We start from the raw sequence: 17,715 nt of genomic DNA on the forward strand, positions 1-17,715 counted from the left end.
GGTGTTGTCTTTACGTTTTCTCAGGAGGTAACATGAAGATCGGAGCACGTATCATAAAAACAGGGATTGCACTGATTTTATCCTTGCTGGTGTGCAGAATTCTCCATTTGAAGCCGCCGGTCATCGCCGCGGTCGCAGCGATGCTAAGCATTCAACCCACAATTTATCGAACGCTCAAACAACTCCGTGAGCAGTTCGAGGCGAATGCCGTCGGAGCGGTACTGGGTATAGCAGCTACCTATTACCTTGGATATCAGCCGATTATTGTCGGGCTTGTCGTCATGCTCGTTATCATCATTAACCTTCGCCTTAAACTCGAAGATAGCCTTGTCTTAAGCGCGATTACTGTGGTATCCGTGATGGAGGGAACCACAGGCAATTATCTGATGTTTGCCTGGAACCGTTTCTTCCTGACGGTGATCGGGATTCTTTCCGCGGCGGTTGTTAATGCTATTTTTGTTCCCCCTCATTATGAGAATCGGCTTTTTAATAAAATTAATGAAACAACGGAAAAGTTTTCCCTGCTTTTGCGCACATTATTGCAAAACCAGATGGAGGAAAAAGCATTCCGGGAAGAAAAAGAAAAAATTAAGTCGGGCATCAGAGCCATTGAAACCATATTTGACATGTATGTAGAGGAGAAGACACGCTTCCGTAAAGTTACTTATTCCCGCTCAAAAAAACTCGTTTTGTTCAAGCAAATGATTACGGTACTTCATAAAGAAATGGATGTGCTCCGCACGTGTGAGCGCCACATTTATTCTTCCTTTAAACCGGAGCATTATTTGTTTCCCATGATTCAACACCAGTTAACAGAACTGACTGATTACCATAAGAATATATTAATGACGTATCAGGGCTTGTTAAAGACACGGGAAACGTGGCGTCTTCCCGAGCCAATTCTAAAAGACAACCATCATCTCCTTGATGAATTCGTCTCACTCTACCCCACTGTGAAAAATACTTCCGATGAAGAAGATGACGGGCAGTGGCTCCACCTGTTTCCGATTATCGCGGAGATATTCGAATATTCGACCCAGCTCGAACATCTGGATAAGCTCGTCTACGCATTCCAAACTCATCAGGGAGAGGAAGAACCGTAGCAGTACTAAAAAAGGGTTTGACAATTAAACTTATTCAAATTATCATTAAATAATAATTTTATAGTACGCTTATCGCGAGAAGGCTGAGGGACTGGCCCGATGAAGCCCGGCAACCGACTTCCAATTCGAATATGTCGAATTCAAAAGCACGGTGCTAATTCCTGCAGAATGAACATTTCATTCTGGAAGATAAGAACAGCTGCGATGTATATGACAGCCCTCTTTCTTTCAGAAAGAGGGCTTTTTATGTTAAAGAAAGGCTGATGGTGAGTGAGCGAATTTATCAAGGTAACGTATAAAACAGTTGCGAAAGATTTACACAAAAAAGCGGAATCAATAGCAGTGGGGATGACTGTTGGCAGTTGGACTGATCTGCCTTTAGCCAAACAAGAACTGCTTGCCCCATACCTTGGCAAGGTCGAAAGTGTTCATATCCAACAAGAAAAAGACGGGCTGCAGTACGGCACCATTTCCATTAATTATCCATCAAATAACAGTACACCTGATATTCCGGCACTATTAACAACGGTATTCGGAAAACTTTCGATGGACGGAAGAATAAAGCTGATTGATATTTCTTTTCCTCCTTCGTTTCTCCGGCAGTTTCCCGGACCAAAGTTCGGCATCGAAGGTGTCCGTTCCCTTCTCGGTGTCAACGGACGTCCTTTGCTGATGAGTATCTTTAAATCATGTCTCGGCCTTCCGCTTTCCGACCTCGAAACACAATTCGCCGCCCAAATTGAAGGGGGCGTGGATATGGTAAAAGACGATGAAATTTTCTTTGTGGATGATCGGGCTCCACTAAACGAACGTCTTCAAGCTTATAACAAAATTATTGTGGAGGCCGGACGGCCCATCCTGTATGCGGCTAACTTAACTGGACCAGTGCACCAACTCATTGACAAAGCAAAATATGCGATTGAGAACGGGGCAAACTGCCTGCTGCTAAACGTTCTCCCGTATGGATTTGATATTCTTCAACGGCTGGCGGCGGACCCGGACATTACCGTTCCACTCATGGCCCACCCTGCAATGGCCGGTGCCTATTATTCAGCTGAAGACTACGGGATCGCCTCTCCCCTCCTGCTTGGCACCCTGATGCGGGCTGCGGGGGCAGATATCATACTTTATCCTTCTCCGTACGGTTCAGTCGCCCTTAATCGTGCGGACGCATTACATGTTGCGGAAAACATTCGTTCGGATAACGGAGTGCATAAGACAGCATTCCCGGTTCCATCGGCAGGTATACACCCCGGTCTTGTTCCCAATCTTTACAACGATTTCGGCACAGATGTTATCGTGAACGCCGGTGGCGGAATCCATGGACATCCAGGCGGAGCTGCAGACGGCGGGCGGGCATTCCGGGCGGCCATTGATGCTGTTATCAGCGGAACATCTCTCGCTGAAGCTGCTCAAACGAATCAACCGCTGGCCAGAGCCCTTGAAAAATGGGGAGGTGCATAAGGTTGACAAAAAGAATCGTGATTTTTTGCGACTTTGACGGCACCATTACTGAAAAAGACAATATCTTAGACATCATGAAGCACTTTGCACCGCCGCAGTGGAAGAAGATTGTGGACGATATCTTCGCTAAGAAGAAAAGCCTGCGCGAGGGAGTAGGGGAACTATTCTCACTCATTCCGAGCGAAAAACAGCAGGAACTTACCGGTTATGTCGTACAAAACGCCCGCATCCGAGACGGATTTGGAGAATTTGTTACCTTTTGCAAAGAGCAGAACATTCATCTGCTCGTGACAAGTAACGGCATCGATTTTTTCATTCATCCCATTCTTGCCCCCTTTGAAGATATTGAAAAAATATACTGTAATGAAAGTGATTTTTCCGGCGATACGGTTCGAATTTTGTGGCCGCATCCATGCGATGAATACTGCGGTGTCGACTGCGGGATGTGCAAAACAACCGTCATTCGCTCGTATAAGAATGATGATTTCAAAGTGGTTATCGGTGACAGCCTCACAGACCTTGAAGGAGCAAAAATTGCCGACGCCGTCATTGCCCGCTCCTACTTAAAGGAAAAGTGCGAGGAACTCGGAATTGAACACGAGTCATTTACCGATTTTTATGATTGCATCCGCGCGCTGAAGACGATGAAAGAAAGGCTGGTGGGTTGAAAATGAGTTCACTTTCGCACGAACAAAGACAGCACGCGTTTCACCAGCTTGATGAAGTCAAGCGGTCGTTTGCGGCCCGCGGTTGGTTTCCCGGCACAAGCGGCAACCTGTCGATTAAAGCTCATACAGAACCTCTCTTGATTGCGGTTACCGCAAGCGGTAAAGATAAAACAATCTCTACGCCGGAAGATTATCTCATTGTCGACGCCGAAAATCAGCCATATGAAGCAACGAAGCTGAAACCTTCCGCTGAAACGGAAATTCATACTGCCATTTATCGCAATATTCCTCAAGCCGGGGCTGTTTTTCATATTCATACGATTGATAATAACCTTATTTCGGAGCTGTATGGCGACACCGGTTTTGTATCATTGAAAAATCAGGAGCTGATCAAAGGCCTTGGCATTTGGGAAGAAGGAGCGGAAATTCGCATACCCATTGTAGAAAATTATGCGGACATCTCCCGCCTTGCGCGAGCGGTAGAGCAGGTGCTTGACTGCCATATTCCCGGCGTACTGATTCGCAATCACGGGATATACGCATGGGGCAAAAACAGCTTTGAAGGAAAGCGGCACATTGAATCCTTTGAATTTTTGTTTGCCTACCATTTGCGTTGGCTCCAACTGCGTCACCTGACCGGATCCAACCCATCACCAGTGACAGTGCCGTCGCCGTGAATACAACTACTATTTTTAAATCGCATAAGTTTCTGCACAACATAAGTGTATTTATTTATTTTTTAAATAGAGGAGGAAACGAAGATGGCTTACATTCAGTTTCGTGACAATGGGGAAAAAATAGAAGGCACAGAAGATCTGCTGCCCTTTCTAAACACGCAGGATGTTATTTATGAAAAATGGGGTGTTGAGCGTTTAAACGGCCACCTGAAGGAAAACTATGCGCTCACCGATGAAGAAAAAGCCGCCATCATTAACGCATTCCGCGAAGAAATTGATGAGCTCAGCGCGCGGCGTGGATATCAAACGGAAGATATCATCGTCCTGTCAGACCAAACACCGAACCTCGATGCCCTGCTGGACAAATTTAAAGAAGAACACCACCATACTGATGATGAGGTGCGCTTCTGTGTGGACGGCCACGGAATTTTCACGCTTAAAAGCAAGGATGGAAGATACTTTGATGTAGTAATGGAACCAGGCGATTTAATTTCCGTTCCGGCCTACACACGCCACTGGTTTACGCTGTGCGACGACCGAAAAATCAAATGCATCCGTATTTTCGTAACCCCCGCAGGCTGGGAAGCGATTTACGAAGAGAATACAGCCGCACAATAACGCGTAACAGCTGCATACAAAGCATGCGCGACAACAGCATAAAATTAATTCTATAAAGGCTGGATTTTAATATCCGGCCTTTATTTTTCTATTCACATGCATAAAATCGAAACGTAATACTTAAGTAGGCGAGCAATGGAATGGAGCATTTTTATTTTTTACTTTTTTCCCGCTTCCTGAAAGGGAAAACCCCGAAAAAAGTAAAAAGGGGCCACTCCATTACATCGCATTCATCGGCTTAGGCTTTACCCTCCTCTCCCCCACCATCCAAATTCTGCACGGTAAAAAGCCGGTAATACGCGCCCTGGGCCTTCATTAATTCTTCATGTGTACCCTCTTCTTTAATTTGTCCGTCTTCTATTAGGACAATTTTATCGGCATGCGTGATCGTAGACAGCCGATGTGCCACAATAATAGTCGTTCGATCCTGGGCCAGGCGTTCAAGCGATTGTTGAATGAGATGCTCCGATTCCAGGTCAAGTGCTGAGGTTGCCTCATCGAGAATAAGAATCTGAGGATTTTTAAGGAAAACCCGTGCAATGGCAACCCGCTGTTTTTGTCCTCCGGAAAGCTTCACTCCGCGCTCCCCTATTTCCGTATCATAGCCATTTGCCAATTCCATAATAAAATCATGGGCATTTGCCGCTTTTGCTGCGGCAATCACTTCCTCTTCACTTGCCGCGGGGTTCCCCATTAAAATGTTTTCGCGAATCGAATCGCTGAACAAAATATTATCCTGCAGCACCATGCCAATCTGGCTGCGCAGGCTGCGCATAGTCACGGCACGCACATCATATCCGTCGATTCGAAGAGTTCCACCGGTTACATCATAAAAACGTGGAAGCAGGCTAATCAACGATGATTTCCCTCCCCCGCTCGCACCGACAAGAGCTACCGTTTTACCGGGTTGAATTTCCAAATTAATATCATGAAGCACATTATCACCCTGGTCAGAATAACGGAAAAACACATGATCAAATTGGACGTGACCCTTTACTTTACTCAACTCCACAGCGCCCGCTTTATCCGTAATATCATACGAAGCATCAAAAAATTCAAACATTCGATCCATTGAGGCTAAGGCCTGTGTTAAGGTCGTAGATGAATTAACAAGGCGCCGTAAAGGAGCGTACAGGCGGTCCAGATACGCGTAAAAAGCAACCATTGAACCTACGGTCAACCTGCCGTGTAAAACCTGATAGCTTGCAAACACAATCACAAGTAAAGGAGCGATATCGGTAACCGTGTTAACTACCGCAAATGTCTGAGCATTCCAACTGGTCTGATCTAACGCCCGTTCGAGAAAAGTTTTGTTTCTTTTATCAAACTGCTTTTGTTCATGGTCTTCAAGCGCAAAACTTTTGATAACCGGAACCCCCTGTACCCGTTCATGCAAATGTGCCTGCAGATTCGCCAGCGCCTGGGAACGTACCCTCGTTAACTTACGAAGGCGGGAGTAAAAATATTTCACGGAGAATCCGTAAAACGGAAACATAGATATAGAAATAAGAGTAAGCCATCCGTCCATCGAAACCATGATAGATAAAGCTAATAAAATCGTGGTTAAATCAAGCCAGATGTTCATTAGACCTGTATCGATAAAACTTTTTGTCTGTTCGACATCGTTAATAACCCGGGAAATAATTTCACCGGCCTTATGATTGTGAAAATATTTCAGCGAAAGTCTCTGGATGTGGTGAAAAGCTTTATTCCGAATATCGTAAAGAACCTTGTTCGACACCTGCTGGGCAAAGTATTGCCGCCAGTATTCTACCGGTCCTCTGACCACGGTAAACAATATAAAAGACCCGACCATTATATACCACAGCATTTTCATTTTCTGTCCGGCAGGAAGCTGAGCGAGGAGTATATTGTCTACTACATATTTCAGGATCATTGGGAGCACGAGCGGAATGCCGAACTTCATAATCCCAATGACAATCGTTGCCGCAATTAATTTCCGGTAGGGTTTTACAAAGGCCATATAACGACGTATGCTGCCCAACCAATCACCTCTTTCTTACCCGGAATAAAAAATCTCCTTTCCAATTGAAAAGGAGTGTTACCGGTTCGGATATTGCAAATATCGCTCGTACCAGCGCTCGACAAAGCCCGGATGAAAAGGGCCTCGTTTATCATGTATCCAACTAATAACTTCCTGAACTCCCCTGTAAACCAATCGAATGACATCATCCGGGTACTTCATCATACGGCTGTGTATAGCAAATTCTTCTTTATCCAGGATATTATAGCTCATATCCGGATATACCTTTACATCCAAGTCATAATCAATATATGTAAGTAAATTATTGTGAAAAGAAAATGGAGATCCGATATTACAATAATAATAAATTCCGTCTGGACGAATCATGGCAATTGTATTAAACCATTGTCCACGGCCAAACGTGCAAATAGCAGGCTCGCGCGTTCGCCACTCCCGTCCATCTGATTCCGTTACTCGGACATTGTCATTTCCCCCGATGAGTACAGCATCGCTAAGATGAAGCTGCAATGTCTTGTCCCACGAACGGTGAAAGGACTGGTCATGTTTATAGCTTTCGATGCGAAATGGGGTGCCGGGTGACGTCATCACGCTCTCCTTTCTTTGTTACTCGTTTTTTCAAATGGTTTTTTTATCGTTTTTTGAATCGGTTTTATGAAGAAATTTTCTTAGACAAGGTGATGTATTCTTTTACCTCGTAACCAAGCGAATGATAAAAAGGGATCACTTTCTTATTATCCTGATTTACCATAATAAATACACGAGTAACTCCTTTTTCTTTAAACCGTTTTTCTAAAGCTTCCACTAATTTACGCCCGATTCCAAGCCTCTGGTATGCAGGGTCAACGGCCAGTCGATAAAAATAACCACGCGCTCCATCAATAGTCCCTACAATAACGCCAACTACTTTCTCTTCGTATTCCGCGATCATGACAAGCTCACTGTCCCAGGCCAACTGCTTTGCTAAAGCATCAAGTGTCTCAGTTTCCGTTTGTTCTAAACCGGTTTCTTCCCATATAGTTGAAATATAAGCATAATCACCTAATCGAAACGAACGTATCAGCACGTTTGTATCCTCCCTGCTTTTCGTCTCTCCCTATTTTACACTACATGGTATGAAATGTCGCTATCCAAAGACTATGAAAAGTAAGACAAAGCGTCCAAAGCTGTAAATAAAAAGAAAGAGCCTGCCGCAGCAAGCTTTAAGAGATGTTATATATTTTGGACGGCTGATTCACGCCATTCGCTGTAAAAATGTTCTACTTGTTCATGTTTATGTTGTATCGCAATCTGCTTCTTTTCAATAAGAATTTCAATAAAGGCAAGAGCTTCATCCAGTTCACGAAGGGCAGTCTCATCATGTTCCTCTTGCTGAAGAAATACATCGCGGCGCAGAAGCAAATCCCTCACCATTAATTTATACTTCAAAAGGGTTTGCTGCTCAGCACTAATCATATCTGCCATGGCCGCTTCCCAGGCAATCATTTCTTCTATAGGGTACATTCTCATCGCCCTCCCTGTCTCTGAATTTCTTACTCATGTATATTCAGCAGAAACAAAGGAGAATCCTTTAAAAGTCATCCCTTAATGATGTCAATATTGTGTATATATTTATCACAAAAATAGCCGTTTAGTTACGCCAGAATCGAGATGCCTCCGTCGACAATAATGGTTTGGCCGCGGATCATCGATGCTTCATCCGACAACAGAAACATCACCGCGTTTGCTAAATCTTCCGGCGTGACCATTCGGCCGGCCGGCGTTCTTCCCACAGCATCGGCAAGGATGTCTTCCCGGTTAGGAAAATGTTTTAACGCATCCGTGTCCACGGCGCCTCCAGAGACAGCATTGACTATAATGTTCTGCGGAGCTAGTTCAATGGCCAGATAGCGAGTAATCGCTTCCAGTGCCGCTTTCGAAACGCCTACAGACGTGTAATTTGGAATGACGAACTGGGCTCCCAGACTGGAGAGCGCCACCATTTTTCCCCCGCCGTTTTTCGCCATCACCCTGGCGGCTTCCTGGGCGCAGAACAGAAAAGCCCGGCTGTTAATATTCATCGTCCAATCCCAATGGGATTCTTCGAGTTCCATGATCGGGCGGAGCACGCCGGACGCCGCATTGCTCACAAAGAAGTCAAGCCGGCCAAACTCCTGTTCAATTTCACTAAACATATCCTTAAGTTTATTGGTTTCAGCCACATTTGTTTTTACCAGATGGACGCGCACGCCCTTCGCTTCAAGCTCGGCAGCCGTTTCCCGGGCGGCGGTTCGGTTTCGCAGATAATTGATTACGAGGTCACACCCTTGGTCGGCCAGCTTGTGGGCAATCGCTTTCCCTATTCCTCTCGTTCCACCTGTTACGAGCGCTACTTTACGTTGGTGCATATGATTTCTTCCTTTCAAGTATGTATCTAATAAATTATATCATACTGATGAATGAAAAGAAGAAAAAGCATGCAATTTATATAAGGAGGAAAGGGAAGGTGATAAGTCATGTACATTGGCCGCAAGCTTGCGCAATTAGATGCGGTTCCATTAAAGGAATGGGAAATGAATGAACTATTGTATCACCATGATATTTTGAGCAACACCGCACAATTTTTAAATGTGGAAGGGGTAAGCCTCCATGCTCAGGTTATTAAAGAAATTGAAGCAAGAGGCGGAGTTCCCCATGGCAGGGGAGGCTGGGATCACAGCTCACGTGTTATTTACGACTAAATGAATGTATCGCGTTTTTAAACTTTTTCATCTGTTTTATATTGAATTCTTTTGCCAATAAGAGATATAATAAATTCTGGGTAATATGTTAAAGGAACGATAAAAGAGGAGGAGTTACATATGGCTAAATTCGAATTACCAGCTCTACCTTATTCTTTTGATGCATTAGAACCTCACATTGATGCACAAACAATGGAAATTCACCACGATCGACATCATGCAACGTATGTGAATAATTTGAACGCTGCTCTTGAGGGACACGATGATCTGGCAAGCAAAAGCATCGAGGACTTAATGAAAGGCATTAACAACGTTCCTGAAAACATTCGCACGGCGGTTCGCAACAATGGAGGCGGCCACTACAATCACAGCATGTTCTGGCAAATCATGGCCCCTAACGGCGGCGGCCAACCTACGGGCGACATTGCGCAGGCTATCAATGATTCATTCGGAAGTTTTGACAAAATGAAAGAAGAATTCGCTAAGGCAGCTGCTGGACGCTTTGGCAGCGGATGGGCATGGGTTGTTGTTGACGGCGGTAAACTTGCTATTACAAGCACACCAAATCAGGATAATCCTCTTATGGAAGGAAAAACTCCTGTACTCGGCCTTGATGTTTGGGAGCATGCCTACTACTTGAAATACCAAAACAAACGTCCCGATTATATTTCAGCATGGTGGAATACAATCAACTGGGATGAAGTGAATAAGCGCTACAACGCAGCGAAGTAATTTCAGCTTTGCAGTTATGAAGAGGTTGTCACCTTGGTTATTTTTATGACCTAAGGTGACAGCCTCTTCTGCTTACTTGCTTAATTTGGATTGGAGCTGATACATGATAGAAACCCATAATGAGACCATGAGTCCCAACCAGATTACAATCGCTGCCATAAACGATTGGTGGGCCAAAGACAATCCCCCTGCGATTAACAGAGAAAGGAGAAGGATGAAAGCCAGGCGTCCATCATCAACGAGTAATCCCCACAGCGTCGATAACACTTTCACTCTGTTTCACTCCTTTCGCGTATAGTTTATTTTTGCAATATTGTACTGTTATCCAAGAGAAGATTAATAAACTAAACGACATATATACAATCGACATGTCTTCCTGCAGCCACGACACATGCAATGCTTCTCCAACCCAGAAAGCCCCGAAACTCGTCAGCATAATTCCTACAATAAATTTCATCGTATTCTCAGGCACCTTAATTAGCGGTTTGCGCAGCACAATACCCGCTAATAAGACAACCCCTACCGCAGCCAGTGCGCCTAAAATTGTATTGTACATAAGGTTGGAATGGGTTGAACTGGAGCCTAAGGTAATCACAATAAAAATGGCTTCCAATCCTTCTAGAAAAGTAATGCTAAGTGTTGTCATAAATCCGAACTTATCAAATTCGCCGCGGCTTTCTCCCGCTTTACGCTGGCGTTCTAATTCTTTTTGATAGCTCTCTGATTCATCATGTAATGCTTTTAACCCGGCATAGCGCATAATCGCCTTTCGTAACCATCGAATACCAAATAAAAGCATAAACAATCCTACGACCAATTGGACCCAAAAAATATGCACGATTTGAACGAGTGGGGTGCCGATTCCGATTACCAGTGCGACCAGGATAACAATCGCAGCCGTTGCTCCGGATAAAGAGCTTTTCCATCCCCGAACTGTGCCTACCGCTAAAATAATCGTTAACGCTTCAACAAATTCTACGCTGGTCCCTAAAAAGCTTGCTAACATCGCGTAATACTCAAAAATCAATGTAAACCCTCCCTATTTAAACAGACTGTAACTCTCGGCATTTTTCCGCAGGAATAAAAATTCGGACATGCTCTCCCACTTTGATTTTTTCCGGATGAGTGACTTCAATCAGATCATCATATTCAGGAACTTTCACGAAATATCGATAGCGATGCCCGAGATAAGAACGAATTTGGATCGTCCCCATTACGGCTTGAGAATCCTGTGAGAATAATTGAATGTCATCCGGCCGAATGAACCGTGGCACCGGTTCACCTTGTTTACGAAGAATATTCGCTGGCCCCATAAACTTAGCCACATACTCGGATACCGGTTCCTTATACAAAGTTTCCGGCGCTCCGACTTGTTCACACTTTCCTTGTTTTAATAGTAAAATTTCATCCGCCATACTCATGGCTTCCGCTTGATCATGGGTCACATAGATCACAGTCATGTTCAACTGTTTAAAGATACGAACCAATTCAACACGCATTTCATCCCTTAGTCCCGCATCAAGAGCAGATAACGGTTCATCCATCAAGATTAATCGCGGTTCAGGGGCTATGGCGCGCGCCATGGCAATTCGTTGTTTTTGTCCACCCGATAGTTCATGGGGATACCTCGTCAAATACTCTTCCATATGAAAGATTGCTAAAGTATCAACGACCCGCTTTTTGAGTTCGTGGCCTCTCATTCCGCGAAGCTTCAAACCAAACGACACAATTTCGAATACATTCATATGGGGCCATAAGGCAAAATCCTGAAAAACCATGCCGATATGGCGTTTTTCAATCGGAATTTCCCGGCCTGGTTCTGAAACCACCACATTATCAATGAGGATTTGACCTTGATCGATTGATGTTAATCCGGCGATTGATTGCAGAAGGGTCGTTTTGCCGCATCCTGAAGGGCCAAGCAACGCCAAAAATGTTCCTTCTTCAATGAACAGGTCGATACCACGCAAAACCTGTTTTTCTCCAAATTGTTTGTGAACAGATAAAAGTTGAAGGCTCACGAGATAACCTCACTTTCCGGTTGCATGGGATACGTAATCGGCGATGTATGCTTTACCTGAATGGCTCGCATAGAAAGTGTTTGGCTGAGCTTTCGCTGGCCGTATATCAACAGTTGCCCGAACCCGTATACAACCAATACCAGCCCAATGGATAACACCGTGACAGCCGCGCCGTCCTCAACATTAAGTTCTTTATAGAACTTGGCAATCACTACAGGCAATACTGATTGGTCGGGTGGATACAAAAGTTCAGATGCCGGCAATTCGAACATGATATGACTGAAAATCAAAAACAATGTTGAAATCGTCGTACTGGAGACTAAAGGCAGCAATATTTTGCGAAAAAGTGAAAATGTGCCTGCTCCATGAACCTGCCCTGCCTGTAATAATGTTGGGCTAATTTGGGTAATGGCAGCCAATTGCAGACGAATGGAATGGGGCAAAGAACCTGCGACATACGCCAAATACAGGCAAAATAGAGTTCCGTATAAATTCAAATTGAAGGAACTTAAATATGGTGCATTCCAGGCAAAAACATAACCGGCAGCGAGCACAATGCCCGGAATGGCAAGGGTTGACATCGTCAAAATATACAAAATTTTGGTTGGAATGCCTAACTTCCTATGAATAACAAAAGCTAAACCTATTCCAAGAACTGTCGCAGTAACGGCGGTGACAAAGGAAAGTCCCACAGAACGGATAATCGCTGATAATGATTCACTTCCGCTTTGTACGGCATGGTAGTAATGATTCAGCGTCCAATTCGATAGGATGAACCCGTCATTTGTATTATTCAGAAGCGAAGTAATAACCTCTCCACTCATTGGGACAGCATAGACAAGAAACAGGAGCGCATAACCCAGCATCGACCATCCAATCGACGGAGCGTGTTCTGTACGATACGGTCGAATTTGGTTTTGAATAATGCTGTAGGAACCTTTTCCAAGAATCCATTTTTGGCTCCAGACTGCTACCGCGATCACTCCAATTAAAACCACAGACAGAGCACCTACCTGTGAGTAATTCACCGGCATTTGACTCAGAGCAGTAAATATGGAATACGTTAGCATCGGAATATGTGACTGCGGAACGAGAGCGGACGCAAAACCAAAGTCACTGACAGATTCAGCAAAAGTTAAGGTGGCGCCGGCCAGGATTGCAGGGAAAAGAAGTGGGATAATAATTTTTCTCCATACGCGAAACGAAGAGGCGCCCTGGATTCTTGCAGCTTCTTCAAACTCTGAACCTAATCCCCGCAGTCCGGACCGAACGGACAAATACACTACGGGAAAGAGGCGAAAGGACATAGCGGCAATCAGTCCCCCAGGTGTAAAAAACCAGCTGAGTTTTCCGTCCGGGAGATGAAAAAGTTCACTTATGATCCCTTTGTCCTGCATCATTAAAACCCATCCTTCGGCTACCAAATAGGACGGTGTAAAAAAGATCAGCCAGATAATTACGTTCATTGCCTTTTCCCCATAAATCCATTTCCGATGGACGATGACCGCGAAAAACGAACCTAATATGGCCGAAAGAAGTGCCGTTCCTCCGCCGAATAAGAAGGCGTTGACGATTGCCTGATAGGTATAGCTGTCTTTGCCTATCGTTGCGAATGTCTGAAATGAAAATTCCTGAAAGCCCTGATCAAACAGTTGCGGAAACACACTTTGCAAAAGAACTGTTCCCAGGGGGTATGCGACCAGGCCAAGCAGCACGAGTATACCAGGCCAGGTCAGCAAAGAGCGTTGAAGGGCTTTCCTTTGCTTATTTCTGAACAATGTTTTGTGTAAACCACTGCTTGATTTCGTTCTCGTGCTGTGCACCAAAGACCGGATCTTCTGTATTCCACTTAATTCCGTCCGGACGAATTCCCTGCTTTCCAGGCGCGCCTTGAATGATTGATTCAAAGTTGGCATCACCGTCGTCAATAGAGGAAGCCACTTTTTGTCCTTCGGCGCTTAAAGCAAAATCAACAAATTTCTTGGCTGCTTCCAGGTGAGGAGCTTTGGCGTCGATCGCGATATTGCTGCTTAACGTGGTAACGCCGGATTTTGGATAAATAATTTTAACCGGGGCATTCTTCTTGATTTTATCGATAATAGCGGAATCCTGAGCAATTGCAAATTTCACATTTCCTTTAATTAAATTGGTTAATGTCGGTCCGTTTGAATCGTACACACGAAGCCCGTTGGCTTTTAATTTAGTGAAGAAGTCTTGACCTTGAGGAATCCCGCCTTGTAATTCCATCAGTCCTAATACCGTGGTATACGTTGGGCCGGAAATACTGGGATTATTCATGGCGAAAGAGCCTTTGTACTCAGGCTTTAGCAAATCAGACCAATCCTTAGGAGCCTCTGAATCTTTAACGAATTTGGTGTTGTAAGCAATCGCGCCGGCAGCGGTAACGGACGCAGGAAAGTACGCATGATCTTTTGGCATCATTTTTTTACCCAGTTCTGAATAGTTCGAGGAATTAGAAGGGATGTAGTCTTTGTAAAGCATGTTCTGGTTATCCAACCCTTGCATGGAAGAAGGTCCGTCAAACCAGGCTACATCCCATTGCGGATTTGATTTTTCAGCCTGCATACGCGCTAACAGTGGTCCGGTGGAATCATCGACTAATTTCACTTTAATTCCTGTTTTCTTTTCAAAGGCTTGAGCAATGTCTTTATCAAACGCTTCAGCGGAATAAAAAACCAGCTCTTTATCCCCTTTAGAAGAACTGTCGTTTGTTGCTGCTTTACCATTGGCCGAGGCGCTACAGCCGGTTGCCAGCATAGCAACCATAGTAGTAATAGAACCTATTTGAACTAGTCGATTCATTTTTCTCACAGCACATTCCTCCTGGATTAGATGTCTTTTCACATCCCTAAGTATAGGAGGAAAATATAATGTATTTGTTGTACATATGTAAATTTACTGTAAAATTGACAATAATGTAAATATTAGTAAATACAAATACACCACACTCATTGCAAGTTGTGGTGAAGTTTGCGAATTTGTCTAAAATACACGTATTGTTTCTACTTTAAATATAATATACTTGATTTAAAAAAATATAACAATTGTTATTTTATAACCATGGTTATAAAACGAAGGTGTGAAAACATGAATTGGGTTGTATTTATTTATAAAGTCCCTTCTACCCCAACGAAATATCGCGCTTATCTTTGGCGAGAAATTAAAAAGCTGGGTGCCATTTACTTGCAAGACGGGGTATGCGTTGTTCCAGATTCAGATGATACGCACTTATTCATAGGGTCTTTAGCTGAAAAGGTAAATGAATTTGGCGGGCAAGAGTATACTTTTCTCTCCACTACATTTTCTAAAGAAAAGAATGAGGAAATGATACGGCAATTTAATATTGCCAGAAATCAAGAATATCAGGAATTGATTCCTCGGGTTCATCGCATTCAGGAATATTTTCAGGAAGAGGAGGACTGGGAGTTTAGCGAGTCACAGGCCCGAAAAATAAGAGAGGAATTCCAAAAACTATTGCGTCAATTTCAAGCCATAGAAACCCGGGATTATTTTGAAGCGGATGCAGGACGAAAGTTACAGTTAATGATCAACGAATGCAGGAAACAATTAATTCGACATTTCTAAAGAACGCTTGGTAAATTTCAAATGTTCACTGGACGTAAAAACAATCACACAATTTATATGGTAAGGAGTGGTTCATCAGATGAAGTGGGTTACCAGAGAACATGCTAATGTTGAACGGGTTGCTTGTCCCTGGTTAATTAAACGGTTTATAGATAAAGAAGCTATATTTGACTTTGTTCCTAACAATACCAATCCGGAAACGATTACCGACGGAATTCCTTTCGATATGAAAGGGGTTGAGCTTGGTCATCACAATGGCAGATGCAGCTTTGAATCGTTTCTCTTAAAATATAAACTGGATAACGACCCTGCGTTAGTTTTAATGGGATCGATCATACATGGTGCCGATATTCCGATTGATATTGATATCACTCGTGAATCAGCCGGACTGAGAGCTATTGCTTTTGGGTTCCATTATCTAGGGATTACTGACCATGAAAAAATCGAATTGCAGATCCCTATGTATGATGCATTATATGCCTGGTGCCAGCGGAAGGTAGGGGATTATACATAGAGGAAGAAGCTGACTCATACGCTGCGTGTGGGTTGGCTTCTTTTTTTGTCCGATTTTTTCTTACATGGAAAGGGTAACGTAAAGTATACTATAGAGAGAAATATATTTTTGAATGGAGGTATTTATCGTGAATATTGCAACGCTTGTCCGCACGCAGCAGCGGTATATCCAGCGCGTTTTTTCCTGGATGTTTGTTGGGCTTCTCATGACGGGGATTGTTGCTTTTCTCTTAGGTCGAAATGACAATGTCATCACATACTTTCAGGCGAATCCATCCGTAATGTTTGGAATTCTTATCGCGGAGCTCGTGATGGTCTTCTTCTTATCCGCCCGCGTCAGTAAAATTTCATCGACGACGGCCACTCTCCTTTTCTTTATATATGCGGCTTTAAACGGTGTTACGTTTTCACTTCTGTTTTCCGTTTACAGTATAGGATCGATAGCCACGACCTTCTTTGTAACCGCAGGTATGTTCGGAGCGCTCGCTGTCTACGGGTATGTAACGAAGCGTGATTTATCGAAAATGGGCTCCATTCTTTTTATGGCGCTTATCGGGCTTATTCTCGCCACGGTGGTTAATATGTTCGTTACCAGCAGCGGTTTTACGCTGGTCATTACGTATTTGGGCGTTATTATATTCGCCGGACTTACCGCGTATGATATGCAAACGATTAAACAATACCACACGTTTACGAAAGACGCTGACGATGATGTAATCACCCGTTCCGCCATTATGGGCGCGCTCGTCCTGTACCTTGATTTTATTAACCTGTTCCTTTATCTTCTGCGGATTTTCGGAAACCGCGATTAATTTAGGTTTTCAGGTAAGATAAATAACTACAGCATGTCTCCCTTTTTTCCATACCATATAAGTATAGGTTACGGGAGAGGAGGCATAAAGTATGGCTGATGAGAACCAAACAAACCAGGTTGAACAAGCTGACCAAATCGACCAGGTCAATCAGGCGAACCTTGTGGATACGACGGGGCAGGCAAGCTTTATCGGACGGCTGCTTCGGAATCGGGCAAACATCTTAGTAACCACAACTATTGTTCGCAGAGACAACACGACCATTACCGGAACCGTTGCTTTTGTAAACGATAGTGCCGTGGGGATTGCACGCGGTGCCACTGTTGCTGTCATACCGTTCCGCAGTATCGTTGAAGTGCGCTAACGTCCCTTATTCATGGCGGCGAAGAACATGTTCTTCGCCGCCTTTTCTGTTGTGGCGTTATTTTTCCATTCCTTTTTTTACTTGCGTTCCCTATATTCCGTGCTTTTTTGCCTTCTCCTGTTACGTTGGAACCGGTCGGTTTGGGTTCATCTGAAGGCTGGTAAGGTGAAATCGCCATAATTGACCGCAGAAAAATATCCATCACTCGGGAAGTGGTTGTGCTTACCGTAATAAAATCTTCATGGACTTTCATAAGGGTACCAGTCACATGACTTCCATCTATCAGATAAACAACAACCTGCTGTAAAATTCTTTCATACATAATCAGTCGATCAAGTAAACGCATTTTCAACTTCCTTCTCCCCTTTGTATTTATGTATGTACGCGCCTGTTCTTTGGTTAAAAAAGGAGGCGA

Annotated in this window: 22 protein-coding genes and 1 riboswitch; of the genes, 11 read left to right on the forward strand and 11 right to left on the reverse strand. The window is 44.0% G+C overall.

The window, feature by feature from the left end; genetic code table 11:
* Positions 1 to 32: 32 nt before the first annotated feature.
* The 5 genes from H525_RS0106815 to H525_RS0106835 all read left to right on the forward strand — a co-directional run bounded on the left by H525_RS0106815 (position 33) and on the right by H525_RS0106835 (position 4,530).
* Complete coding sequence (locus H525_RS0106815) at positions 33 to 1,103, forward strand: FUSC family protein (RefSeq protein ID WP_027415595.1); 1,071 nt, start codon at positions 33 to 35, stop codon at positions 1,101 to 1,103.
* 66 nt (positions 1,104 to 1,169) lie between these two features.
* Positions 1,170 to 1,299: riboswitch (SAM riboswitch) on the forward strand.
* A gap of 74 nt (positions 1,300 to 1,373) precedes the next feature.
* Positions 1,374 to 2,567: a 2,3-diketo-5-methylthiopentyl-1-phosphate enolase gene (locus H525_RS0106820; protein WP_027415596.1), complete on the forward strand. Its 1,194-nt coding sequence runs from the start codon at positions 1,374 to 1,376 to the stop codon at positions 2,565 to 2,567.
* A 2-nt stretch (positions 2,568 to 2,569) separates the two neighbouring features.
* The gene (locus tag H525_RS0106825) at positions 2,570 to 3,235 is read left to right on the forward strand and encodes a 2-hydroxy-3-keto-5-methylthiopentenyl-1-phosphate phosphatase (RefSeq protein ID WP_027415597.1); all 666 of its coding nucleotides are present in this window, start codon (positions 2,570 to 2,572) and stop codon (positions 3,233 to 3,235) included.
* A 2-nt stretch (positions 3,236 to 3,237) separates the two neighbouring features.
* Positions 3,238 to 3,912, forward strand: a complete 675-nt coding sequence (locus H525_RS0106830; RefSeq protein WP_035100263.1) for a methylthioribulose 1-phosphate dehydratase — start codon at positions 3,238 to 3,240, stop codon at positions 3,910 to 3,912.
* 84 nt (positions 3,913 to 3,996) lie between these two features.
* Positions 3,997 to 4,530, forward strand: coding sequence for a 1,2-dihydroxy-3-keto-5-methylthiopentene dioxygenase (locus tag H525_RS0106835; protein WP_027415599.1), 534 nt, complete (start codon positions 3,997 to 3,999; stop codon positions 4,528 to 4,530).
* 238 nt (positions 4,531 to 4,768) lie between these two features.
* Here the strand turns inward: H525_RS0106835 and H525_RS0106845 are convergent, their stop codons facing one another.
* The 5 genes from H525_RS0106845 to fabL form a co-directional block, all read right to left on the reverse strand.
* A complete protein-coding gene (locus H525_RS0106845) occupies positions 4,769 to 6,535 on the reverse strand; it encodes an ABC transporter ATP-binding protein (RefSeq protein WP_027415600.1) in 1,767 nt (588 codons plus the stop codon).
* 57 nt (positions 6,536 to 6,592) lie between these two features.
* Positions 6,593 to 7,123 carry a DUF402 domain-containing protein gene (locus tag H525_RS0106850; protein ID WP_425387660.1) on the reverse strand — a complete coding sequence of 177 codons (531 nt, stop codon included), beginning with the start codon at positions 7,121 to 7,123 and terminating at the stop codon, positions 6,593 to 6,595.
* Positions 7,124 to 7,184: 61 nt separating this feature from the next.
* Positions 7,185 to 7,598, reverse strand: coding sequence for a GNAT family N-acetyltransferase (locus H525_RS0106855; protein ID WP_027415602.1), 414 nt, complete (start codon positions 7,596 to 7,598; stop codon positions 7,185 to 7,187).
* Between the two features lie 146 nt (positions 7,599 to 7,744).
* Positions 7,745 to 8,035: a hypothetical protein gene (locus H525_RS0106860; protein WP_027415603.1), complete on the reverse strand. Its 291-nt coding sequence runs from the start codon at positions 8,033 to 8,035 to the stop codon at positions 7,745 to 7,747.
* Positions 8,036 to 8,166: 131 nt separating this feature from the next.
* A complete protein-coding gene (fabL, locus tag H525_RS0106865; RefSeq protein ID WP_027415604.1) occupies positions 8,167 to 8,919 on the reverse strand; it encodes an enoyl-[acyl-carrier-protein] reductase FabL in 753 nt (250 codons plus the stop codon).
* 108 nt (positions 8,920 to 9,027) lie between these two features.
* Here fabL and H525_RS0106870 point away from each other — a divergent pair, with 108 nt between their 5' ends.
* On the forward strand, positions 9,028 to 9,252 hold the full coding sequence (locus H525_RS0106870; RefSeq protein ID WP_027415605.1) for a hypothetical protein: 225 nt from the start codon (positions 9,028 to 9,030) through the stop codon (positions 9,250 to 9,252).
* A 120-nt stretch (positions 9,253 to 9,372) separates the two neighbouring features.
* Positions 9,373 to 9,984, forward strand: coding sequence for a superoxide dismutase (locus H525_RS0106875; protein WP_027415606.1), 612 nt, complete (start codon positions 9,373 to 9,375; stop codon positions 9,982 to 9,984).
* Positions 9,985 to 10,056: 72 nt separating this feature from the next.
* On the opposite strand, the gene H525_RS27095 is transcribed toward H525_RS0106875, so the two are convergent.
* From H525_RS27095 to H525_RS0106895, 5 genes are read right to left on the reverse strand one after another with little or no spacing between them, the layout of a single operon-like run.
* Positions 10,057 to 10,257 (reverse strand): hypothetical protein, encoded by a 201-nt coding sequence (locus H525_RS27095; RefSeq protein ID WP_155837174.1) that lies wholly within the window; start codon positions 10,255 to 10,257, stop codon positions 10,057 to 10,059.
* Positions 10,220 to 11,011 carry a COG4280 domain-containing protein gene (locus tag H525_RS23105; protein WP_051330861.1) on the reverse strand — a complete coding sequence of 264 codons (792 nt, stop codon included), beginning with the start codon at positions 11,009 to 11,011 and terminating at the stop codon, positions 10,220 to 10,222. Before H525_RS23105 ends, H525_RS27095 begins: the two co-directional genes overlap by 38 nt.
* Before the next feature lie 16 nt (positions 11,012 to 11,027).
* The gene (locus H525_RS0106885) at positions 11,028 to 12,005 is read right to left on the reverse strand and encodes an ABC transporter ATP-binding protein (RefSeq protein ID WP_027415607.1); all 978 of its coding nucleotides are present in this window, start codon (positions 12,003 to 12,005) and stop codon (positions 11,028 to 11,030) included.
* Positions 12,002 to 13,744 (reverse strand): ABC transporter permease, encoded by a 1,743-nt coding sequence (locus H525_RS0106890; protein ID WP_162142479.1) that lies wholly within the window; start codon positions 13,742 to 13,744, stop codon positions 12,002 to 12,004. The genes H525_RS0106885 and H525_RS0106890 overlap by 4 nt, the downstream gene beginning before the upstream one ends.
* A gap of 25 nt (positions 13,745 to 13,769) precedes the next feature.
* Positions 13,770 to 14,828, reverse strand: a complete 1,059-nt coding sequence (locus H525_RS0106895; protein ID WP_027415609.1) for an ABC transporter substrate-binding protein — start codon at positions 14,826 to 14,828, stop codon at positions 13,770 to 13,772.
* Positions 14,829 to 15,113: 285 nt separating this feature from the next.
* On the opposite strand from H525_RS0106895, the gene H525_RS0106900 reads away from it, so the two are divergent.
* The 4 genes from H525_RS0106900 (at position 15,114) to H525_RS0106915 (ending at position 17,300) form a co-directional block, all read left to right on the forward strand.
* Positions 15,114 to 15,611: a Chromate resistance protein ChrB gene (locus tag H525_RS0106900; RefSeq protein ID WP_027415610.1), complete on the forward strand. Its 498-nt coding sequence runs from the start codon at positions 15,114 to 15,116 to the stop codon at positions 15,609 to 15,611.
* Between the two features lie 79 nt (positions 15,612 to 15,690).
* Entirely contained in the window at positions 15,691 to 16,125 is a 435-nt protein-coding gene (locus H525_RS0106905) for a chromate resistance protein ChrB domain-containing protein (RefSeq protein WP_027415611.1), read from the forward strand.
* A 127-nt stretch (positions 16,126 to 16,252) separates the two neighbouring features.
* A complete protein-coding gene (locus tag H525_RS0106910) occupies positions 16,253 to 16,936 on the forward strand; it encodes a Bax inhibitor-1/YccA family protein (protein WP_245590417.1) in 684 nt (227 codons plus the stop codon).
* 91 nt (positions 16,937 to 17,027) lie between these two features.
* Positions 17,028 to 17,300 (forward strand): hypothetical protein, encoded by a 273-nt coding sequence (locus H525_RS0106915; protein ID WP_027415613.1) that lies wholly within the window; start codon positions 17,028 to 17,030, stop codon positions 17,298 to 17,300.
* 10 nt (positions 17,301 to 17,310) lie between these two features.
* On the opposite strand, the gene H525_RS0106920 is transcribed toward H525_RS0106915, so the two are convergent.
* Positions 17,311 to 17,652, reverse strand: coding sequence for a hypothetical protein (locus H525_RS0106920; RefSeq protein WP_162142480.1), 342 nt, complete (start codon positions 17,650 to 17,652; stop codon positions 17,311 to 17,313).
* Positions 17,653 to 17,715 lie beyond the last annotated feature (63 nt).

Source organism: Aneurinibacillus terranovensis DSM 18919 (assembly GCF_000430625.1).
Lineage (GTDB): Bacteria > Bacillota > Bacilli > Aneurinibacillales > Aneurinibacillaceae > Aneurinibacillus_B > Aneurinibacillus_B terranovensis.